Consider the following 19,848-nt stretch of genomic DNA (forward strand, 5'->3'; position numbering starts at 1 on the left):
TCCCCCACTTCCGGATCTCCACGGCACCAACAGAACTTCGGCAACGCCCCGGACGGTCACCGCGACCGAAGCCGGGGCGTTGCCGTTTCCCGGCCACGGGCGGACGGCCCGCGCCCGTCAGCGTTCCGTACGGCCCTTGCGCGGGATGGGCAGGTCCAGCGTCACCACGGTGCCGCCGCCCGGCCGACCCGCCATGTCGAAGCGCCCGCCCAACTCGCTGCCCACCAGTGTGCGGACGATCTGCAACCCGAGGTTTCCGGACACCTGCGGGTCGAAGTCCGGCGGCAGGCCGGCCCCGTCGTCCACGACCGTGATCACCAGGCGCCCCTCGCCGCGCCGGGCGGTGATCTCCAGGCTGCCCGAATGCGTGTCGAAGGCGTGCTCCAGCGCGTTTTGCAGCAGCTCGGTCAGCACCATCGCGAGCGGGGTGGCGACTTCGGCGACGAGTTCGCCGAAACTGCCGTGCCGTGCGGTGCGTACGCGTACGGCCGACGCGGCGACCTCGGTGACCATCGTCAGCACGCGGTCCGCGATCTCGTCGAAGTCGACGCTTTCGTCCAGGGTTTGGGACAGCGTCTCGTGCACGATCGCGATCGAGCCGACGCGGCGCACCGCCTCCTCCAGCGCCGCGCGTGCCTGCGGCGCGTCCATGCGCCGGGCCTGGAGACGCAGCAGGGCGGCCACCGTCTGCAGGTTGTTCTTGACGCGGTGGTGGATCTCCCGGATCGTCGCGTCCTTGGTGATCAGCTCGCGTTCGCGGCGCCGCAGCTCGGTCACGTCGCGCAGGAGCACAATCGCGCCGATCCGGGCGCCGCGCGGCTTCAGGGGAATCGCCCGGAACTGGACGACCGCCGCTCGGGCCTCGACCTCGGTCTCGCGCGGCGCCCAGCCGCTCGCGACGGCGGAGATCGCCTCGTCGACCGGGCCGACGCTGGGGGCCAGCTCGGCGGTCGTGCGGCCCAGGTGGCAGCCGACGAGGTCGCTGGTCAGACCGAGCCGGTGGTACGCCGACAGCGCGTTGGGGCTCGCGTACTGCACCAGCCCTTCGGCGTCGAGCCGGATCAGGCCGTCGCCGACGCGCGGCGACGCGTCCATGTCGACCTGTTCGTCTTTGTAGGGGAAGAAACCGGACGCGATCATCTGCGCGAGATCCGCGGCGCTCTGGAGATACGTGAGTTCGAGGCGGCTCGGGGTGCGCGCGGTGAGCAGGTTGGTGTTGCGCGCGATGACGCCGATCACGCGGCCGTCGCGGCGCACCGGGATCGCCTCGACGCGCACCGGCACGTCGTCGCGCCACTCGGGGTCGCCCTCGCGGACGATGCGGCCCTCGTCGTACGCGGCGTCGAGCATCGGCCGGTCGCCGCGCCGGACGAAGTCGCCGACGAGATCGTCCTGATGCGAGGTCGCGCCGGTGTTGGGACGCATCTGGGCGACCGCGACGTAGCGCCTGTCGCTCGTCGGCACCCAGAGCACCAGGTCCGCGAACGACAGATCCGCGAGGAGCTGCCACTCGGAGACCAGCAGATGCAGCCATTCGAGATCGGCCGCCAGCAGGTCGCCGTGGTTGCGAACGAGGTTGTTCATGGAGCGCACAGCCTTGAGCGTAACCCGATCGGAGGCGGGCATCGCGGTCGCGGGGCAGACGAGGGACGTCGGGGCGTGCGGACGGCTGCGGGGGGCGGGGCACGGGCCGCCGACGCGCCGCTCGTGGCTCCGCGCACCCGTCGCCGCCCGCTTTCGTTCGAGTGAGAAACTGTTCTGACCGCGTGTGCCGGGTGGGCCGGCGGTTGTCGCCGGTCGGAGGTCGTGCGTGTCCGAGAAGAACTCCCCCGTCGGGTCGGGCGGGCATCCGCTGGACTGGCTGGATCTGCGCGAGAAGGAGCGCATCGCGGCCGGGCTGCGCCGCCGGGTACGTCCGCGACCCGCCGACGAGCCGGACGTCCTCGATCTGGCCGGAAACGACTACCTGGGCCTGGCCCGTCACCCGCGCGTGCTCGACGCCGCCGCCGACGCCGTCCGGGAGTGGGGTGCGGGGTCGACCGGGTCGCGGCTGGTGACCGGCTCGACGCGGCTGCACGCCGATCTCGAGGACCTTCTCGCGGCACACCTGGAGTGCGAGGCCGCGCTCGTGTTCTCGTCCGGCTATCTCGCCAACATCGCCGCGATCACCTCACTGGTCGGACGCGGCGACCTCGTCGTATCGGACGCGATCAACCACGCGTCGATCGTCGACGCGTGCCGCCTGTCGCGGGCGCGCGTCACCGTCACGCCGCACTGCGACGTCGCGGCGGTCGAGGCGGCGCTCGCGAACCGGTCGGAGGAACGCGCGCTGGTCGTCGTCGACGCGGTGTTCTCGGTCGACGGCGACCTCGCCCCGCTCGCCGCCTTGTCGGCGGTCGTACGCCGGCACAACGCGGTTCTGCTGGTGGACGAGGCCCACGGGCTCGGGGTGATGGGCGCGGGCGGGCGCGGCGCCGTCCACGAAGCCGGGCTGGCCGGTGCGGACCACGTCGTCCAGACCGTGACGCTGTCCAAGGCGATGGGGTCGCAGGGTGGCGCGGTCGTCGGCCCCGCGCGGGTCCGCGACCACCTGATCGACACCGCGCGCCCGTTCATCTTCGACACCGGCCTCGCTCCGGTGAGCGTCGCGGCGGCGCTGGAGAGCCTGCGCATCCTGCGCGAACAGCCCGAACTCGCCGAGGCCGTGCGCCACAAGGCCCGGCGGATCGCGTACGGCGCCCGTGACCTGGGCCTCGACACGACGCTGCCGGCGGGTGCCGTGGCCTCGGTGCTGATCGGCGCTCCCGAGAAGGCGTTCGAGGCGGCCCGGCGCAGCGCGGAGATGGGCGTACGGGTGGGCTGCTTCCGTCCCCCGTCGGTTCCGGACGGCCTGTCGCGCCTGCGCATCGCCGCCCGCGCGGACCTGACCGACGCGGACATCACGCGCGCCCTGGACACCCTGGGGTCGGCGACCCGGGGGCTCTGAACCGGGGTTCGCACGAGGCCGTGTGGCCGGCGGCGCGGCGTGCCTCGACCGCCGGACGTGTGCGGCTGTCCCCCGGGCCACCGCGTCGCCACGCCGTCACCCCCTCGCCCGTGTCACCGCCTCCTCCGCCGCCGCGGCCAGCGTCCGGCGGTCGGCGTGGGTGCCCGGGGCGATCGCCGGGAGGACGCGGGCCCGGGCGACGAGGCCGCGTTCGCCCGCCACGCGCCAGATCGACGTACCGAAGGTGTCGTCGCCGACGAACGCCGCGGTGCGGGCCGGGGTGCCGCCGGTGTGGTGGTACGAGATCGCGACCGGGCGCACCACCGCCCCGGCGTCGAGGGCGGCCTGAAACACCGCGCGGCGGAACGGGCCGTGCCGCGCGCCGCACCACGAGCTGCCCTCCGGGAACACCGCGACCGCCGAGCCCGACCGCAGCGCCGCCGCGATCACCGCCACGTCGCCGGGCAGCGCGCGAGGCCGGTCGCGGGTCACGAACAACGTGCCGCCGCGCCGGACCCACCGCCCCAGCACCGGCCACGCACCCACCTCGCGCTTGGCGACCGTCCGGGCGGGCCGAACCGCGGCGAGGACGGCGACGTCGAGCCACGAGACGTGGTTCGCGACGAACAGGTCGCCGGTGGCCCGCTTCCGCGCGGGCTCCCCGGGGACGTCGCCGGACACGTGCACGCGGACGCCGATGGCGCGGGCCGCCGCGCGCACCCACGCCCGGATGAGCCGGTCGCGCGCGGAGGGACGCATCCGGGCGACCACCGGCGAGGACACCGCCCCGACGAGCAGCACCGCGGCGCACGCGACACAGCGGGCGATCCGCCGCGGCGCACGCACCGGCCGCCGCACGGGGGGAATGCAGTTCCCGGGCGTACAGGGCGCGTTCGGCACCCATCCGGTGGCCGGGCCGGGGTGCGCGGAGCCGGGAGCGGCGGTCGCGGACACCCCGGCCGCGCCGGACCGGCGGGCCGGCGGAACGTCGCCCCCGGGCACCGCGGCCGGCGCGTCGGGGGCGGCGCGTGCCGCGCCGGTGGACGGGCTCGCGGGTCTCACGCGGAATCCATGGCCAGGAACCTGCGCAGATAGCGGGGGTCGGTCCGGCGCAGCGCGAGCAGGACGTAGAAGTCCGCGGCGTCGAAGTCCGTGTCGTGTGCGGGTTCGCCGCACACCCACGCGCCGAGGCGCAGGTACCCGCGCAGCAGCGGAGGCAGGGGCGTGCGGGGGCGGTCGGCGGCGTCCAGGGCGGGGTCCGGCACCCACGGGGTGTAGGGCGTGACGCGGTATTCCTCGGGCGCGAGGTACTTGCGCCGGACGGCCGCCCGGACGTCGGCCGCCGTCACACCGCCGTCCGCGAGCGGCACCGAGCAGCATCCGGCGAGCCAGTTGTGCCCGGAGCCGGCGAGGTAGCGGGCTATCCCGGCCCACATGAGGCCGATGACGGCGCCTTCGCGGTGGTCGGGGTGCACGCACGAGCGGCCGACCTCGACCAGGTCGGCGTGCAGCGGGATGTGCCGGTGCAGCGCGAACTCCCCGGCGGCGTAGAGCCCTCCGGCGGCGCGGGCGCGTTCCGGCGGCAGGAGCCGGTACGTCCCGACGACCTCCCCGGACGCTTCCTCACGGACGACGAGGTGGTCGCAGAAGGGGTCGAACCCGTCGCTGTCCACGCCGGGTTCGGAGCCGCGCAGGTTCGCGCCCATCTCGTCGGCGAACACGAGGTGGCGGAGCCGCTGGGCCGCACGGATCTCGGCGGCGTCGCGGGCCAGGCCCACGGTGTAGCGGACCGCGGGCGGGGCCGCGGTGTCGGCCGAGGAGGGTGCGGGGATGTCGGCGGGGACATTCCCGGGAGCGTTCGCGGGAACCACGGTCGGGGTGGCGTTCGTTGCCGTGCCGGAGGCACTGGGGGCGATGGTCGCGAGGTCCAGTTCAGGGGCGGGCGCACTCATGAGGTCTCCCGAACCCGGCGGTCCGGCCGGGGCGTGGCGGTGCCGCGGATGCGGCGCCGCACTCACTTGATGCCGGGCCGGGCTTGCTTCGGCGTGGCCGCTGTCGTGCGTCGAAATGTGGCGCCGCTGAAATCTTCGGCGTCATACCAACAAACCGGAACGAATCCGGCACGGCATCGCCGCCGCGGTCCGGTCATCCCGCGTCGCACCGACGGCCCAATGCGGACCACTCGCGGCCCCGGCTCGTGCCACGATGGGCCGGACGCGTCGGCGCGTCCGCACGTCAGGAGGCACGGGTGACCGCGGAACACGAGGCGGCCGCAACAGCCGCGCCGCAGATGTCCACGACCAAGGCGCCCGCCGCGCCCGCCGCGCCGCGGAGGCCGGCGGTCCGCGAACCGGCTCCGGGCCTCCCGGCGACCGGCGGCGCCGCGCGCGAGCCGAAGTACTACCGGCTCAAGAAGCACCTGCTCGAACTCACCCGGACGCAGCCGCCCGGCACCCCCGTACCCCCCGAGCGGACTCTCGCGGGCGACTTCGACATCTCCCGGACGACCGTGCGCCAGGCGCTGCAGGAACTGGTGATCGAGGGCCGCCTCGAACGCATCCAGGGGCGCGGCACGTTCGTCGCCGAACCGAAGGTCGCGCACAGCCTCCGGCCCACCTCCTACAGCGAGGACATGCGCGCGCAGGGCCTCGAACCGGCCTCGCGGCTCCTGGGCGTCGGGGACGTCCCCGCCGACGACGAGCTGGCCGAACGCCTCGGCATCCCCCGGGGCAACCGCGTCCTGCGTATCGAGCGCCTCCGTCTCGCGGACGCGATTCCGATGGCGATCGAGACCTCGCACCTGTCCGCCGCGCGCTTCCCGTCCCTGCGCCGCACGCTCGACCGGCACACGTCGCTGTACGCGGCGCTGCGCGAGGTGTACGGAGTGCGCCTGGCCGAGGCCGAGGAGACCATCGAGACCGCCCTGGCCACCCCGCACGAGGCGGCGCTGCTGGCGACCGACGTCGGCATGCCGCTGCTCCAGCTGTCGCGGCACGGCTTCGACGCGGACGGCGCGCCGGTGGAGTGGGTGCGCTCGGTGTACCGGGGCGACCGCTGCAAGTTCGTCGGGCGACTGCGCTGTTGAACGGGCCGCGGCCTCCGCGCCGCGGCTCGCGCGTCCCCCTCCCGTGCCACCCCCGTCCACATCCCGGCAACCCGCCGCCGCTTGCGCCCCCGCGCCGCGCCGTACCCTCGTGCGGGTGAGCGTTCTTGTGGTGACCGGTACGGACACCGGTGTCGGAAAGACCGTCGTGACGGCCGCGGTCGCGGCGGTGGCCGCGGCGCGGGGTGCGTCGGTGGCGGTGGTGAAGGTCGCGCAGACCGGTGCCGTGCCCGGTGAGGCGGGCGACGTCGACGCGATCGGGCGGCTCGCGGGCCTGACCGACCTGCACGAGTTCGCCCGGTTCCCCGACCCGTTGTCACCGGCCGCCGCCGCGCGGCTGTCCGGGCGGCCCCCGGTGAACGCCGCGCGCGCGGTGGACGCCGTACGCGAACTCGCCGAGACGCGGCGCCTGGTCGTCGTCGAGGGGGCGGGCGGGCTGCTGGTGCGCTTCGACGACGAGGGCACCACGCTGGCCGACCTCGCGCACACGCTGCGCGCGCAGGTGCTGGTGGTGGCCCGTCCCGACCTCGGCACGCTGAACCACACCGCGCTCACGCTGGAGGCGATGGCCCACCGGGGCATCGATCCGGCGGGCGTGGTCATCGGCTCGTGGCCCGAGAAGCCGGACCTCGCGATGCGGTGCAACATCCGCGACCTGGAGACGCTCGCGGCCCGCCCGCTCGCCGGCGCGATCGGTGCCGGGGCGGGCGCGCTGCACCCGGCCGAGTTCCTCATGGCGGCCCGGTCGGGCCTCGCCCCCGCCCTGGGGGGTACCTTCGATGCGGGCGCGTTCCGTGCCGCCCACGATCCAACGCGAGGTGAACGGTGACGGAAACGCTCGATGTGACGGCCCGGGTCCCGGCGGCCGACGCGACCCCAGGCGACATCCTCGCCGTCGCACGCGCACAGGTGCTCGAAAACGGCCGGGGGCTGTCCGCCGACCAGGTGCTCCAGGTGCTCGGCCTGCCCGACGAGCGGCTCGAGGAGCTGCTGCAGCTCGCCCACGAGGTCCGCATGCGGCACTGCGGGCCCGAGGTCGAGGTCGAGGGCATCGTGTCGGTCAAGACCGGCGGCTGCCCCGAGGACTGCCACTTCTGCTCGCAGTCCGGCCTGTTCCCGTCGCCGGTGCGCGCCGCGTGGCTCGATATCCCGTCGCTGGTCAAGGCCGCCGAGGAGACCGCGGCGACCGGTGCCACCGAGTTCTGCATCGTGGCGGCCGTACGCGGTCCCGACAAGCGCCTGATGGACCAGATGCGCGAGGGCGTCAAGGCCATCCGCGAGGCGGTCGACATCAACATCGCCGCGTCGCTCGGCATGCTCAGCCAGGAGCAGGTCGACGAGCTGGCCGAGATGGGCATCCACCGCTACAACCACAACCTGGAGACGGCGCGCTCGTTCTTCCCCAACGTGGTCACCACGCACACGTGGGAGGAGCGCTGGGACACGCTGCGGATGGTGCGCGACGCCGGCATGGAGGTGTGCTGCGGCGGCATCGTCGGCATGGGCGAGACGCCGGAGCAGCGCGCGGAGTTCGCCGCCCAGCTGGCCGAGCTGGAGCCGGACGAGGTCCCGCTCAACTTCCTCAACCCGCGCCCCGGCACACCGTTCGAGGAGCAGGCCGTCCTGGAGCCGCGCGAGGCACTGAAGATCATCGGCGCGTTCCGGCTCGCCCTGCCGCGCACGATCCTGCGGTACGCGGGCGGCCGGGAGATCGCGCTCGGCGACCTGGGCACCGAGAAGGGCCTGCTCGGCGGGATCAACGCGGTCATCGTCGGCAACTACCTCACGACGCTCGGGCGCAAGCCGGAAAGCGACCTGGAGCTGCTGGCGGACCTCCAGATGCCGGTGAAGGCGCTCAACCAGACGCTCTGACACGGCATCCGACACCACGTCGGCCGACGCGCCGCCGCCCGCCGTCCCGCGGGCGGCGGCGCGTCCGTCGTATGTGCGGGGGCCGGCCGGGCGGCGCCGACCCGACGGCACCGGAATACGCCGCCCGCGCGTGAGCCCGTACCCTACGACCGTGAACGCACCGAAAACTCCCCCGCCTTCGGCGGTGGGCGCCGCGGCGCCCTTCTGCGACCAGTGCGGCGAGCCCGGCAACAGCGGCGCCCACGACACCTGCGCCCGGCGCCGCGCGTTGGAGCCGCCGCGTTACTGCGCGCACTGCCGGCGGCGCATGGTCGTCCAGGTCACACCGCGCGGCTGGACGGCTAAATGCGTCGAACACGGCGTCCGGACGAGCTGAACGGCCGCCGCCGCGGACGCGTTACGCGATGACCGCGATCAGGTCGCCTTCCTGGATGACGTCCCCTTCGGCGACCTTGATCGCCGCGACGGTGCCGGCGCCCTCGGTGAGCACCGGGATCTCCATCTTCATGGACTCCAGGATCACCAGGGTCGCCCCCGCCTCGACCGCGTCGCCCTCCGCGACGACGATCTTGGCGACGTTGGCCACCATCTCCGCGTGGACCTCCTCGACCATGGCGGTTCCTCTTTCCGGTCTCGGTTCCTCCGCACGATCCAACCATGTGTCGGCCTTCCGCAGCCCCGGGCGCCGGGATTTTCCACTTTCCGCCGTCTGTGAGGCAACCCGGAACGCTTCCCACCGCTCTTTCCTGATGAGGGCCGCCGCGCGCCCGGCGCCCTGGCGAGGGGGTGGGATGTTGGCGGGAGACGACGAAGCCCTGCGTGAGTTCATCGCGTTACGGCGCGGTCCGCTGCTGCGCAGCGCGTTCCTGCTGTGCGGTGACGTCCACGAGGCGGAGGATCTGGTGCAGTCGACGCTGGTCAAGGTGGTGATGGCCGGACGCCGCCTGGACCGGATCGACAACATCGAGGCGTATACGCGCCGCACCCTGATGAGCGTGTTCATCTCGTCGCGCCGGCGGCTGTGGCGGCGCGAACACCCGCACGCGGCACCGCCGGACCGCACGGCGGAGGCGCCCGCCGACATCGACATGGGGCTCGCGGTCCGCACCGCGCTCGCGGAGGTCCCGCCCAGGCAGCGCGCGGTGCTGGTGCTGCGCTACTGGGAGGACCTGAGTGTGGAGGAGACGGCGCACATTCTGGGAGTGAGCACGGGGACGGTCAAGAGCCAGAGCGCACGCGGTCTGGCGACGCTGCGGTCCGCACTCGGCGACGCGCTGCCGGAGAGCGTGGACCGGTCCGCGGATGCCGAGGAGGCCCGGCTTTGAAGGACATGCGCGTGAAGGAACTCCTGGGCATCGCCGCCCAGGGGTTCACGGCGCCCGACGATCCGGACGCGGTCGACGCCATCATCGCGCGCGCCGACCGCCTGCGGCGGCGGCGCCGGATCGCGTACGCGGCCTGCTCGGCGGTCGCGGTCGTCGCGGTGGGCGTGGGGACGGCGCTGCTGCCCCAACCGGGTCTGGGCGCACCGAACACCCGCACGAACAACCGCATCGCGGCGAGCGAACCCCCCGCACCACCCGTGGCCCCGCCCCCGTCGCCCGAGGACACGGCCGGAGCCGGCGCCCCGAGCACGACGGCCGCACCGGCGCCGACCGCGCCGTCCGCCGAGGCGACCACCGGCGCGCCGCCCCCCACCCCGGACCCGGTGACGTCCGCGCCCTCGGCGACCACCACCATCGAGGCCACCAAGTCGCCCACCACACGGGCCACTTCGTCGACCCCGCCGCCCAAGAGCACGAACAGCGCCGCCGCGTCGCCGGCCGTCCCGACCGCCGCCGGCAACGCGGCGACCCGGACGGCGGCCGAAGTCGTCGCGGGATACCTGCCGTCCGACGCCGGCACCGTGACCAAGGACGCGCGCGCCGCGGGGACATCGCGGTCCCACCCGCTGAGCGGCACTTATCTGGTCGCGAAGAACGGCAGGACCGGGATCATCCAGGTCGCCGTGCACGACCCCGCCGTCAACCCGGGGGACCCGTTCCGCACGGTGGAGGACGAACTCACGTACAACCACTGCGCGCCCGACCCGTACGCACCGGCGAACACCGACTGCACGACGGACAAGCGCGCCGACGGGTCCGTCCTGAAGACGTGGACGCGGCCCGGCGACCAGCCCGACTCCGAGTCGTCGCTCGTGTACGGCAAGGGCTATTCCGCGTCCGTCACCTACCCGGACGGCCGTGCGGTCGTCATCACGGCGCTGGCCGGGATCACCGGCTCGGACACGTACGGCAAGCCCATGGACGCGCCGCCGCTCGGCAAGTCGGCCGTGGCGGAAGTCGCGCGCGACACGGCGTGGTTCGCGTCCTGAGCCACCGGCCCGAACCGGCGCGTCACCCGGCCTCCGGCGCCTCTCCCGCGGCCGGTTCGTCCGTCACACGCGCCACGCTGTGCAGATCCTGACGGGACACGCGCGGCACCGGAACCGGCGGTACCAGCCCGTGCGCACACGGGTGGCCCCCGGGCGGCGGCGGCCCCGGGCGCTCCGCGAGCGGCCAGCCGTGCCGACGCAGCGCGGACTGCAGCGCGGCCACCATGCGGCCGTCGAACTGGTCGTCGCGGCACCGGTTCAGCTCGGACAGCGCGGCCTCGATCGGCCGCGAACGGCGGTACGACCGCGTCGACGTCATCGCGTCGAACGCGTCCGCGACCGCGATGATGCGCGCGAACTCGGGGATCGCGTCGCCGCGCAGGCCCGACGGGTAGCCGCGCCCGTCCATGCGCTCGTGGTGGTGCAGGATGCCGTCCCGGCCCTCGCCGAGGAATTCCAGGTCGCGGACGAGGTCCGCGCCGCACTGCGGGTGCCGCTGGATCGTCTCGCGCTCGTCCGCGTCCAGGGGACCGGACTTCGTCAGCAGACGCGTCGGCACGCCGAGCTTGCCGACGTCGTGCAGCAGCGCCGCGTACCGCAGCGACACCACGCGCTGCTTCGGCAGACCCAGCTGACGGGCGATCAACACCGAGGCAACGGCGACGCGTTCGCTGTGCGCCCGGGTGTAGCCGTCCTTGACCTCGACGGCGCGCAACAGACTCAGGACGGTGGCGTCGCGGGCGGCCTCGCCGCGCACCCGGACGAGGCTGCGGCGCAGGTGGCGCAGGTAGAACAAGGTCGCCGACACGACCACGGCACCCTGGATCGCGAAGCCGGCCCCCGCCCGCAACCCGCGGTTCCGGGCACACGTATCCACGATGACGGACCGACCCGGCGCGACGACCGGCAGCGTTCCCATGCGACTGCCTCCTCGGCTGGGCGGGAAAACGAACCGCCAACCGAGAATAGGACCCCGCATGGGAGCAGAACGCCGTCTGCCGCGTTTACTCCGCGCACAGCAAGTGGATTAACCCGAAAGGGGGGCGCATTACGGGTGCTTCACCCCGTTTTCCGCGCCCCCGGCGGCCCCGAGCCGCCCGAACACCGAACCGGGCTACTCGCCGTCGGACACGAACTCGCCTACGTCGACCTGGCGTTCGACCGCGACATACGAGCCCTCGGCACCGGCGTCGACCTGGACCCGCACCTCGCGGATCCGCGCGAGCACCTTGCCGCGCAGGTCGACGGGAACGTCGTCGCAGCCGCAGCACCGCTGCACGAGCGCCTTGACGTGCTGCTCCAGGCCGTACTTCTCCAGACACGGCGAGCACTCGTCGAGGTGGGTGCGGATATCGCCGCAGTCCCCGTCCGCGAGCTCGTTGTCGATGTACTCGTACAAGCGCTCAAGGATCTGAGAGCAGTCCACCTCGTGGTGGTCGCCGCAACTCATGACACCGAGTCCTTCCCATCCGTACCCGACCCGGCCGGGACCAGCCCGCGCTCACGGGCGTAGTCCTCCAGAAGGGTGCGCAACTGACGGCGTCCGCGGTGGAGCCGGGACATCACCGTACCGATGGGGGTGCCCATGATGTCGGCGATCTCCTTGTACGGGAATCCCTCCACGTCGGCCAGGTAGACCGCGATCCGGAACTCCTCGGGGATCGCCTGCAGCGCCTCCTTGACGTCCGAGTCGGGCAGGCGGTCGAGCGCCTGCGCCTCGGCGGAGCGCAGACCCGTCGACATGTGCGACTCGGCGCGCGCCAGCTGCCAGTCCTCGATCTCCTCGGTGGCGCTCTGCTGCGGCTCCCGCTGCTTCTTGCGGTAGTTGTTGATGAACGTGTTCGTGAGGATCCGGTAGAGCCAGGCCTTCAGGTTGGTGCCCTCGCGGAACTGGTGGAACGACCCGTACGCCTTCGCGAACGTCTCCTGGACCAAGTCCTCCGCGTCCGCGGGGTTGCGCGTCATCCGCAGCGCGGCCGAATACAACTGGTCCAAAAACGGCAGCGCGTCGCGCTCGAACCGAGCGTCGCGCTGCTCCAGGGTCTCTGTCTCCGCGACGGGACCCACCTCCTCCACCCGCTGATCCTCGCGGACCACCACGGACCCGCTCGACGTCGACGATATCGGTCGACGGCGATCATCGCCCGGCGCCCACTCCGCCCACCCCAGCACGGTGGGGTCGGGAGCGGCCTCGGGGCGGCCGACCGAGGGGGTGGCAGTAAGCATGTGGCGCCTCCACTGGGTCGAGAAAGATCGAGGATGTACCGGCCACAACGCGGTGCCGGACGGGATCATTCCCCCCGCCGTCGCGGGACCGCGGCGACCCCGCCGGGCGGGGCGCCGACCGGACGCGGGCAGCGTGAACGCGCGGCTTCGACCGTGCGTCCCGCGCCCTCCGGGCCCGGCCGCGCGCGGAGGACGCCGCCTTTCGCGCGCGTCCCGGCCGTCATCGAGACGGCACCGCGCCCCCATCACCGGTACCGCCCGGCGGGAACGGCTCGGTCACCCGAAAAGCGCGGTCAACCACTCCCCGGCGGCCCGCGTCACCAGCGCCAGCGTCTCGTCCTGGCCCACCGGGGCCTTCTTGGCGACGGCGAAGCCGTGGTCGGCGTACGGCACGGGCGTGAGCGTGGAGTCGTCGGGCAGCTCCGGGAACTCGGAGGGCGCCCCGAAGGGATCGCGCTCGCCTTGCACCACCAGCGTCGGAAGGCCCGCGCCGAGCAGTTCCCCGGCCCGCGAGGACTGCGGCTTGCCCGGCGGGTGCAGCGGAAACGCGAGCGCGACCACACCGTCCGCCCCGGACGCGACCGCGGTACGGCACGCCACCCGCGCGCCGGCGCTGCGCCCGGCGACCACGAACCGGGCGCCGGCCATCTCGCCCTCCTTGAGCGCCGCGACCACCGGAAGCCAGCCCTCGTCGAGCCTCTTCGGCGCGGGCGCGAGCTTCTTCCCCGCGACCCGCCACGGCTGCTCGACCAGCCCGACGGTGATCCCGAGCGCGGGCAGCGTTCGCGCCAACGCGACCAGATCCCGCGCCTCGATCCCGCCCCCGGCGCCGTGCCCCGCGAGCAACCAGCCCCGGACGTCCCCGGAGGGGGCGTACACGGTCACGCGCGCGTCGCCGAGCGGGGTGGGGACGAGGTGCGGGGTCGCCGCGCCGGACGCGTCGGCGGAAGTGCCGGTCATGGACCGGATCCTGCAGCACACACACGACGGACGCCAAGCGGCGCGCGGAGGGCGGAGCGCACGCCAAGACGGCAGCACCGCGAACCGGCAGAGGCCCGGCGTCCGCCCGTTTTCCCGCCCACCACGGCACGAGACGGCTACCGGGCACCGCGCGGGAGCGGCCCGGCCATGACGTCAGCAGCGCCCCTGCGGGCGCCACGCGCGCGGCCGCGGCCCGCGGGCGACCGACCGACAACATCGCGTCTTCGCGCGGCGACGGGGGCAACCGTGTCCAGCGACTCCGCAAGTCCCCAGGCGTCTCCCCCGGTATCGCGTCGAGGCGGTCGCGTCAGAACAGCGTGTCGTCGCCCGGCTCGTCCTCCGGGGGCAGCGCCTCGGTCAGGTGCGGGGAGTTGTTCTTGACGCTGTTGACCTCCGTCGAGACCGGGCGCGCGGCCATGTGGCCCGGCTCCGGCGGGGCCAGGAGCGCGCGGACCTGCTCGGTGTCGCCCGTTTTCGGGTCCAGCCAGGCGTCCCAGCGCTCCTTCTCCAGGACCAGCGGCATGCGCGGGTGGATCCTGGCGAGCTCCGGCTCGGCGTCCGTGGTGATGATCGTGCAGGTCCACAGCCACGCGAGCGGATCGTCGTCGGGGCGCGTGCGGTCGCGCCACCATTCGTACAGACCCGCGAACGCGATCGGGGAGCCGTCGGTGGTGTGGATCCAGAACGGCTGCTTGCGCAACTTGCCCTTGGGGCCGTCGGGCGCGGTCTCCGGTGTGTACCACTCGTAGTAGCCGTCGGCGGGCACCAGGCAGCGGCGGGACGCGAAGGCCTTGCGGTACGCGGGCTTCTCGAACACGGTTTCGGACCGGGCGTTGATCATCTTGGCGCCCATGTCGGCCGACTTCGCCCAGGACGGCACCAGCCCCCACTTCATCGTCCGCAGCTGCCGGACCGGCGGCCCGTCCCGCTCGGCGGGCCGCTCCACCACCGCGTACACCTGCTTCGTGGGCGCGATGTTCCAGTCCGGCGGCAACGCCTGCTCCCGGATCTCCGACGCCAATTTCTCGATCTCGAACAGCTCGATCAGATCATCGGGCTGTTGCGTCGACGCGTACCGACCACACATGCGCCCTACCCTCGCACGCCGGTCCCTCTTTCGGCGTAATCGCGTTGTCCACAGGCGCCGGAATTTCCGGCGGACCGGCCAGGCCGTCCCGTATAGGCTTCTTGGCCATGACGTCTCCGCATTGGCCTGCTCCTGTCGCGTCCGCCCCCGTGGACGCCGTCGTCACCCTGCCCGGGTCCAAATCGGTCACCAACCGGGCGCTGGTGCTCGCGGCATCGGCCGACGGCCCGGGCTATGTGCGGCGGCCGTTGCGGAGCCGCGACACCGACCTGATGGCGGCCGGGCTGCGGGCGCTGGGGGTCGCCGTGGAGGAGACGGCGGACGGGGACTGGCACGTGGTGCCGGGGGCGCTGCGCGGCCCCGCGCACGTGGACGTGGGCAACGCCGGCACGGTGATGCGGTTTCTGCCGCCCGTGGCGGCGCTGGCCGAGGGCGATGTGCGGTTCGAGGGCGATCGCCGGGCGTATGAGCGGCCGTTGGACGCGGTGATCCTGGCGTTGCGGGAGTTGGGGGCGGAGATCGACGACGGGGGGGCCGGGCGGCTGCCGATGACGGTGCGCGGGAAGGGCGGGCTGCGCGGCGGGGTGGTGGAGATCGACGCTTCGTCGTCGTCGCAGTTTGTGAGTGCACTGTTGTTGTCGGCCCCTCGGTTCGCCGAGGGCGTGGAGGTGCGGCATGTGGGCACGGCCGTCCCGTCGATGCCGCATATCGCGATGACCGTGGCGATGCTGCGCGCGGCGGGCGTGCATGTGGACGACGCGGAGCCGGATGTATGGCGGGTGGCCGCCGGGCCGGTCGCCGCGCGCGACATGGTGGTCGAGCCGGACCTGTCGAACGCCGCGCCCTTCCTCGCCGCCGCGCTCGTCGCGGGCGGGACGGTGACGGTGCGTGACTGGCCGGAGGTGACGACGCAGCCCGGCGACTGGCTGCGCGACCTGTTCACGCGCATGGGCGGCGGATGTGTGTTCACCGATGAGGGCCTGACGTTCACCGGGACGGGGAGCGTGCACGGTATCACCGCGGACCTGCACGACGTGGGCGAGCTGACGCCGGTGATCGCGGCGGTGGCGGCGCTCGCCGATTCGCCTTCGACGCTGACCGGCATCGCGCACCTGCGCATGCACGAGACCGACCGGCTCGCCGCGCTCGCCAAGGAGATCAACGCCCTCGGCGGCGACGTCACCGACACCGCCGACGGCCTGGAGATCAGGCCGCGCCCGCTGCACGGCGGGGTTTTCCACACGTACGACGACCACCGGCTGGCGACGGCCGGCGCGGTGATCGGCCTGGTCGTGCCGGGGGTCGAGGTGGAGAACATCGCGACGACCGGCAAGACGCTGCCCGACTTCCCCGCGCTGTGGTCCGGGTTGCTCGATCCGGCCGGATCGGCGGGCTGACGCGGCATGGCCACGGCCCGGTCGACGCGCCGCACCGACTTCGACGAGGACGACGTCCGGGTCCGCCCCTCACGGCGCGGTTCGCGACCGAGGACGCGCACGCGGCCCAAGCACGACGACGCCGAGACCGGCCGCGTCCTGACCATCGACCGGGGCCGCTTCACGTGCCTCGTCGACGAGGGCACCCGGCGCGAGCACGAGGTCACCGCGATGAAGGCGCGCGAACTGGGCCGCAAGGGCGTCGTGGTCGGCGACCGCGTCGCGATCGTCGGCGACCTCAGCGGCGACAGGGGAGCCCTCGCGCGGATCGTGCGCGTCGAGGACCGCGACTCGGTGCTGCGGCGCACAGCCGATGACGACGACCCGTACGAGCGCATCATCGTCGCCAACGCCGACCAACTCGCGATCGTGACCGCGCTGGCCGATCCCGAGCCGCGCCCCCGACTCATCGACCGGTGCCTGGTGGCGGCGTACGACGCGGGCCTGGAACCGCTGTTGGTCCTCACGAAGGCCGACCTCGCGCCGCCGGAGACGCTGTTGGAGCTGTACGGCCCGCTCGGTGTGCCGTACGTCGTGACGCGCGGCGGCGACGCGTACGACGACTGGGACCTCGACGCGATCCGCGCGCGGCTCGACGAGCGGACCACGGTGTTCGTGGGGCATTCGGGGGTCGGCAAGACCACCCTGGTCAACGCGCTCGTCCCGGCCCACAAACGGGCGGTCGGGCACGTCAACGTCGTGACCGGGCGCGGGCGGCACACCACGACGTCGGCGCTGACCCTGCGGCTCCCGCCGCATGGCGAGGACGGGCTGACGGGGTGGGTGGTCGACACCCCGGGCGTCCGGTCGTTCGGCCTCAACCACGTGGATCTGGGCCGGATCATCCACGCGTTCCCCGACCTGGAGCCGGGCACCGAGGGCTGCCCGCGCGCGTGTTCGCACGACGAACCGGACTGCGCGCTCGACGCGTGGGTCGAGGACGGGCACGCCGACCCCGCGCGGCTCTACTCGCTGCGGCGGCTGCTGGCCACGCGCGAACAGGCGGAGGGCGACTGAGCCACGGCCGTGGCCCAGGGGCGAGAGCACCGGTCGACGGCGTCGCCGGTCACGACCGGGCGGGTCAGCGCGGAGCCGACTGCGCGTCCGTCGACTTGACGACCTCCTTCCACACCGCCGACGAGCCCGAGTGCCCGACGAGGACGACCTGGATCGTCGCCAAAACCGCCGCCGCGACCGCGAGCACCGCGACGGTCGGCACCGCGAACGCCGGGAGGGGCTTGCCGGCTGTCGCGCCGCGCCTCTGCTGCCGGGCGACGAGGACGAGGACGACGGCGACGACGAACAACGCGATGGCGTACCAGAGCATGTCGTCGCCGCGCTCGATGTGCGTCTTGAGGTCGTCGGACCGGCTCTCGGGATCGGGGAAGACGCGGTTCAGGAACTCCTCGCCGCTCTGCCGGGTGATGACGACCACGAGCAGGATCACGCCGTCCAGGCCGACGACCCACCAGCCCCAGCGCGGCAGCCAGCCCGGCCGCACCGCGACGGCGACCGTCGCGAGGGCGGCCAGCGGCACCCCGATCACCGCGGCGTGCAGGATCAGAATGTGCGTGGGCAGACCGAGAGATGTGTCGAACATGCGCGAACGCTCCTTAGGCGCAGGACGGCGGCCGGTGGTCCGCCGGGGCACACCCCGGCACGGTGGGCACGTGCGGGAGGCCGGTGCGGTTCGATCCGACGGCGGACGACCGCGGTTTCGGTGGGCTCGTGCGTGATGGCGGCGACCGACTCCGCTGTGCTCGATGGCGGGCACCGACTCCGCTCGTGCTTGATTGCGGCCACCGACTCCGCTGTGCTCAATGGCGGCCACCGACTCCGCTCGTCCCGGCCTCGCGCAAGGTGGGGTTGTCCCCACCCCTTTTCCGGGAGAGTGCCGCATGCCGCCGGGTGGGCGCCGCTCCTAGGCTCGACAGTGTCGAACGAGGCCTGGCACGGCCTCATGAGACCCCCGCCAGACACACGACCCCGGGAGATCCCATGTCCTCGCCGATGCGCGTCACCCTCTTCACGCTCGGCGGTGCGCTGCTGGTCACGGGCATCGGCACCGCGGGCTACACCGGCCTGGTGGCGCTGTCGTCCCATGATGTGAAGGCGTCCACGGAGTTCGACCTGCCGGGCAACACCCTGTGGATCACCAGCGACGGCGGCAGCGTCCGCCTGGTGCGCGGCGAGGAGACCGGCAAGACGTCGGTGGACCGCACCACGACCGAGAGCATCCACGGCGCCAATCCCAAATGGGAGATGACGGACGGACGGCTGCGGCTCGACACCAATTGCCCGGGCTTCATGAGCGTCATGTGCGAGGGCAAGTACACCGTCACCGTGCCGCGCAACGTCACGACGGTGACGGTACGCAACGACAACGGGGCGGTCCGCGCCGAAGGGCTCACCATGGACCGGTTCGATCTGCGCAGCAACAACGGCTCGATCAACGTGCGCGATTCGGTCGGCGAGCTGAAGTTGCAGAGCGACAACGGGTCGATCTCCGTCAACACGTCGTGGGCCGACGTGATCGACGCCAAGTCGGACAACGGCAGCGTCAAGATGACCCTGCAGAACGAACCGCAGAGCGTGCGGGCCGAGTCGGACAACGGCAGCGTGCGGGTGACCGTGCCGGAGTCGGGGACGAAGTACAACGTCGACGCGCACACCGACAACGGGTCCAGGAACGTCCAGTCCAACCTGCACGACCCGTACTCCCTGCGCACGTTGACGCTGCTGTCCGACAACGGCTCCGTGAAGGCGCAGTACGGCGCCTACCCGCCCGCGCCGCTTCCCGAGCCCCGGCCGTGAAACGTGACGTGACGGTCCGTCAGCGACCCGGTTCCGGCGGTGCCGCGGGCAGCGCCGGGCGGGTCGGGCGCGGCGGTATCACGATGGCGGTCGCCGTCTCGGCCGCCGCGATCGTTTTCGGCGGCTTGTCGGGCATCGGGGGAAGCACCGAGGCCCGCGGCGGCGGCGCGGTGGGCGCCGGGGGAAGCGCCAGAGGCGCGCGTCCGGCGGCCAAGGGCCGGCCGGTGGAACCGGCGGGGAGGGCGAGCGGCGCGGCGCCCGCGGGTCGGCGCGGGACTACACCGAGCCGCTTGCGGAGGCGTTGGCGGCGCCGGGCGAGGTTGCGTGTCACACCGGGGTTGGCCTCGTGTATGCGCTCCGGAAGGCCGAAGTACGCGTCCAACACGGCCAGCGCCTGCGGGCGTTCGCCGGCGCGGTCGAGCATGTCGGCGGCGCGCTCGTAGGTGTAGGCCGTGTCCATGCCCGCGCACACGCCGTGCAGGAGGGTCGCCAGCTCCCGCAGGTCGTCGCGCTCGAAACGGGCGGCCAGCGGGGTGCCTTCCAGCGTCCACCCGTCGAGGCCCCGGCGCGGTGCGAACACCTCGGGTCCGGGGACGGCCTCCTTGTCGCGCGCCTTGCCGCGCCCGACGCCGAACAGTGCCATGACGGCTCCCGCAGCCTTCTGTCGACGTGCCGTCGACCTGATCGTGACCGAAGTCGTGTTCCTCGGACGACGCGGCCGAGCGCGCGGGATGCCTCCCGCGATCGGCGAGTGCCGTCCCCGTGCACTGTGCAGCGTACGAGGCCTCCCGGACGCGGGGAAAGGGAATCGGGAACCGGGCGGCGCGACAGTGGGACGGATGCTGTGGAACCAGGCGAAATCGCCGAACTCCGCGCGCCTGCTTGGCGCGTGGGGCGCACGCCGGGCGACCCGCGCATCGAGCGCACGCCCGCACGCGCGCGGGGGTGCGTTCCCCACCGGGCGACCGG

At 73.3% G+C, this 19,848-nt stretch carries 21 protein-coding genes; 10 read left to right on the top strand and 11 right to left on the bottom strand.

The genetic code is table 11. From position 1 onward, the window contains the following. Positions 1 to 117: 117 nt before the first annotated feature. On the bottom strand, positions 118 to 1,584 hold the full coding sequence (locus tag LO772_RS12620; RefSeq protein ID WP_443089402.1) for a sensor histidine kinase: 1,467 nt from the start codon (positions 1,582 to 1,584) through the stop codon (positions 118 to 120). 226 nt (positions 1,585 to 1,810) lie between these two features. Between LO772_RS12620 and LO772_RS12625 the strand changes: the two genes are divergently transcribed. After that, entirely contained in the window at positions 1,811 to 2,986 is a 1,176-nt protein-coding gene (locus LO772_RS12625) for an 8-amino-7-oxononanoate synthase (RefSeq protein ID WP_231778500.1), read from the top strand. Positions 2,987 to 3,082: 96 nt separating this feature from the next. Here LO772_RS12625 and LO772_RS35785 read toward each other — a convergent pair whose 3' ends face one another. Together LO772_RS35785 and LO772_RS12635 are read right to left on the bottom strand one after the other, a co-directional pair. Then, positions 3,083 to 4,048: a lysophospholipid acyltransferase family protein gene (locus LO772_RS35785; RefSeq protein ID WP_269453197.1), complete on the bottom strand. Its 966-nt coding sequence runs from the start codon at positions 4,046 to 4,048 to the stop codon at positions 3,083 to 3,085. After that, complete coding sequence (locus LO772_RS12635; protein WP_443089403.1) at positions 4,045 to 4,938, bottom strand: GNAT family N-acyltransferase; 894 nt, start codon at positions 4,936 to 4,938, stop codon at positions 4,045 to 4,047. Before LO772_RS12635 ends, LO772_RS35785 begins: the two co-directional genes overlap by 4 nt. Positions 4,939 to 5,276: 338 nt before the next feature. Here LO772_RS12635 and LO772_RS12640 point away from each other — a divergent pair, with 338 nt between their 5' ends. The 4 genes from LO772_RS12640 (at position 5,277) to bsaP (ending at position 8,337) form a co-directional block, all read left to right on the top strand. Next, positions 5,277 to 6,071 carry a GntR family transcriptional regulator gene (locus LO772_RS12640; protein WP_231779524.1) on the top strand — a complete coding sequence of 265 codons (795 nt, stop codon included), beginning with the start codon at positions 5,277 to 5,279 and terminating at the stop codon, positions 6,069 to 6,071. Between the two features lie 115 nt (positions 6,072 to 6,186). Then, complete coding sequence (gene bioD, locus LO772_RS12645) at positions 6,187 to 6,918, top strand: dethiobiotin synthase (RefSeq protein ID WP_231778501.1); 732 nt, start codon at positions 6,187 to 6,189, stop codon at positions 6,916 to 6,918. Beyond that, the gene (bioB, locus tag LO772_RS12650; RefSeq protein ID WP_231778502.1) at positions 6,915 to 7,961 is read left to right on the top strand and encodes a biotin synthase BioB; all 1,047 of its coding nucleotides are present in this window, start codon (positions 6,915 to 6,917) and stop codon (positions 7,959 to 7,961) included. The genes bioD and bioB overlap by 4 nt, the downstream gene beginning before the upstream one ends. Before the next feature lie 184 nt (positions 7,962 to 8,145). Continuing rightward, positions 8,146 to 8,337 (top strand): biotin synthase auxiliary protein BsaP, encoded by a 192-nt coding sequence (gene bsaP / locus LO772_RS36285; RefSeq protein ID WP_443089452.1) that lies wholly within the window; start codon positions 8,146 to 8,148, stop codon positions 8,335 to 8,337. Positions 8,338 to 8,358: 21 nt separating this feature from the next. On the opposite strand, the gene LO772_RS12655 is transcribed toward bsaP, so the two are convergent. Further along, entirely contained in the window at positions 8,359 to 8,574 is a 216-nt protein-coding gene (locus tag LO772_RS12655) for a biotin/lipoyl-binding carrier protein (RefSeq protein WP_231778503.1), read from the bottom strand. A 178-nt stretch (positions 8,575 to 8,752) separates the two neighbouring features. Here LO772_RS12655 and LO772_RS12660 point away from each other — a divergent pair, with 178 nt between their 5' ends. Together LO772_RS12660 and LO772_RS12665 are read left to right on the top strand one after the other, a co-directional pair. Then, positions 8,753 to 9,286 (top strand): SigE family RNA polymerase sigma factor, encoded by a 534-nt coding sequence (locus tag LO772_RS12660; protein WP_231778504.1) that lies wholly within the window; start codon positions 8,753 to 8,755, stop codon positions 9,284 to 9,286. Continuing rightward, the gene (locus LO772_RS12665; RefSeq protein WP_231778505.1) at positions 9,283 to 10,335 is read left to right on the top strand and encodes a hypothetical protein; all 1,053 of its coding nucleotides are present in this window, start codon (positions 9,283 to 9,285) and stop codon (positions 10,333 to 10,335) included. The genes LO772_RS12660 and LO772_RS12665 overlap by 4 nt, the downstream gene beginning before the upstream one ends. A gap of 22 nt (positions 10,336 to 10,357) precedes the next feature. Here the strand turns inward: LO772_RS12665 and LO772_RS12670 are convergent, their stop codons facing one another. From LO772_RS12670 to LO772_RS12690, 5 genes are all read right to left on the bottom strand, one after another. Further along, on the bottom strand, positions 10,358 to 11,254 hold the full coding sequence (locus tag LO772_RS12670; RefSeq protein WP_331717328.1) for an HD-GYP domain-containing protein: 897 nt from the start codon (positions 11,252 to 11,254) through the stop codon (positions 10,358 to 10,360). Positions 11,255 to 11,449: 195 nt separating this feature from the next. After that, positions 11,450 to 11,785, bottom strand: a complete 336-nt coding sequence (gene rsrA, locus LO772_RS12675; protein WP_231778506.1) for a mycothiol system anti-sigma-R factor — start codon at positions 11,783 to 11,785, stop codon at positions 11,450 to 11,452. Beyond that, positions 11,782 to 12,561 (bottom strand): sigma-70 family RNA polymerase sigma factor, encoded by a 780-nt coding sequence (locus LO772_RS12680; protein ID WP_231778507.1) that lies wholly within the window; start codon positions 12,559 to 12,561, stop codon positions 11,782 to 11,784. Before LO772_RS12680 ends, rsrA begins: the two co-directional genes overlap by 4 nt. A 276-nt stretch (positions 12,562 to 12,837) precedes the next feature. Beyond that, entirely contained in the window at positions 12,838 to 13,521 is a 684-nt protein-coding gene (locus LO772_RS12685) for an alpha/beta hydrolase family protein (RefSeq protein ID WP_231778508.1), read from the bottom strand. A gap of 328 nt (positions 13,522 to 13,849) precedes the next feature. After that, entirely contained in the window at positions 13,850 to 14,629 is a 780-nt protein-coding gene (locus tag LO772_RS12690) for an SOS response-associated peptidase (RefSeq protein ID WP_231778509.1), read from the bottom strand. Positions 14,630 to 14,736: 107 nt separating this feature from the next. On the opposite strand from LO772_RS12690, the gene aroA reads away from it, so the two are divergent. Both aroA and rsgA read left to right on the top strand, forming a co-directional pair. Then, the gene (aroA, locus tag LO772_RS12695) at positions 14,737 to 16,026 is read left to right on the top strand and encodes a 3-phosphoshikimate 1-carboxyvinyltransferase (RefSeq protein WP_231778510.1); all 1,290 of its coding nucleotides are present in this window, start codon (positions 14,737 to 14,739) and stop codon (positions 16,024 to 16,026) included. A 6-nt stretch (positions 16,027 to 16,032) separates the two neighbouring features. Continuing rightward, positions 16,033 to 17,082: a ribosome small subunit-dependent GTPase A gene (gene rsgA / locus LO772_RS12700; protein WP_231778511.1), complete on the top strand. Its 1,050-nt coding sequence runs from the start codon at positions 16,033 to 16,035 to the stop codon at positions 17,080 to 17,082. A 64-nt stretch (positions 17,083 to 17,146) separates the two neighbouring features. On the opposite strand, the gene LO772_RS12705 is transcribed toward rsgA, so the two are convergent. Further along, on the bottom strand, positions 17,147 to 17,665 hold the full coding sequence (locus LO772_RS12705) for a DUF2231 domain-containing protein (RefSeq protein WP_231778512.1): 519 nt from the start codon (positions 17,663 to 17,665) through the stop codon (positions 17,147 to 17,149). Between the two features lie 398 nt (positions 17,666 to 18,063). Between LO772_RS12705 and LO772_RS12710 the strand changes: the two genes are divergently transcribed. Further along, positions 18,064 to 18,879 carry a DUF4097 family beta strand repeat-containing protein gene (locus tag LO772_RS12710; protein WP_231778513.1) on the top strand — a complete coding sequence of 272 codons (816 nt, stop codon included), beginning with the start codon at positions 18,064 to 18,066 and terminating at the stop codon, positions 18,877 to 18,879. Positions 18,880 to 18,898: 19 nt separating this feature from the next. Here LO772_RS12710 and LO772_RS12715 read toward each other — a convergent pair whose 3' ends face one another. After that, positions 18,899 to 19,522 (bottom strand): hypothetical protein, encoded by a 624-nt coding sequence (locus LO772_RS12715; RefSeq protein ID WP_231778514.1) that lies wholly within the window; start codon positions 19,520 to 19,522, stop codon positions 18,899 to 18,901. Between the last annotated feature and the right edge of the window lie 326 nt (positions 19,523 to 19,848).

The sequence above is a fragment of the Yinghuangia sp. ASG 101 genome (assembly GCF_021165735.1).
In the GTDB taxonomy this organism is placed as follows: domain Bacteria; phylum Actinomycetota; class Actinomycetes; order Streptomycetales; family Streptomycetaceae; genus Yinghuangia.

Coding starts and splice junctions, on each gene's coding strand:
- LO772_RS12620 (WP_443089402.1), bottom strand. CDS start 1,584: ATGAACAACCTCGTTCGCAACCACGGCGACCTGCTGGCGGCCGATCTC.
- LO772_RS12635 (WP_443089403.1), bottom strand. CDS start 4,938: ATGAGTGCGCCCGCCCCTGAACTGGACCTCGCGACCATCGCCCCCAGT.
- LO772_RS12640 (WP_231779524.1), top strand. CDS start 5,277: ATGTCCACGACCAAGGCGCCCGCCGCGCCCGCCGCGCCGCGGAGGCCG.
- LO772_RS12655 (WP_231778503.1), bottom strand. CDS start 8,574: ATGGTCGAGGAGGTCCACGCGGAGATGGTGGCCAACGTCGCCAAGATC.
- LO772_RS12660 (WP_231778504.1), top strand. CDS start 8,753: ATGTTGGCGGGAGACGACGAAGCCCTGCGTGAGTTCATCGCGTTACGG.
- LO772_RS12670 (WP_331717328.1), bottom strand. CDS start 11,254: ATGGGAACGCTGCCGGTCGTCGCGCCGGGTCGGTCCGTCATCGTGGAT.
- rsrA (WP_231778506.1), bottom strand. CDS start 11,785: ATGAGTTGCGGCGACCACCACGAGGTGGACTGCTCTCAGATCCTTGAG.
- LO772_RS12680 (WP_231778507.1), bottom strand. CDS start 12,561: ATGCTTACTGCCACCCCCTCGGTCGGCCGCCCCGAGGCCGCTCCCGAC.
- LO772_RS12685 (WP_231778508.1), bottom strand. CDS start 13,521: ATGACCGGCACTTCCGCCGACGCGTCCGGCGCGGCGACCCCGCACCTC.
- LO772_RS12690 (WP_231778509.1), bottom strand. CDS start 14,629: ATGTGTGGTCGGTACGCGTCGACGCAACAGCCCGATGATCTGATCGAG.
- aroA (WP_231778510.1), top strand. CDS start 14,737: ATGACGTCTCCGCATTGGCCTGCTCCTGTCGCGTCCGCCCCCGTGGAC.
- rsgA (WP_231778511.1), top strand. CDS start 16,033: ATGGCCACGGCCCGGTCGACGCGCCGCACCGACTTCGACGAGGACGAC.
- LO772_RS12705 (WP_231778512.1), bottom strand. CDS start 17,665: ATGTTCGACACATCTCTCGGTCTGCCCACGCACATTCTGATCCTGCAC.
- LO772_RS12710 (WP_231778513.1), top strand. CDS start 18,064: ATGTCCTCGCCGATGCGCGTCACCCTCTTCACGCTCGGCGGTGCGCTG.
- LO772_RS12715 (WP_231778514.1), bottom strand. CDS start 19,522: ATGGCACTGTTCGGCGTCGGGCGCGGCAAGGCGCGCGACAAGGAGGCC.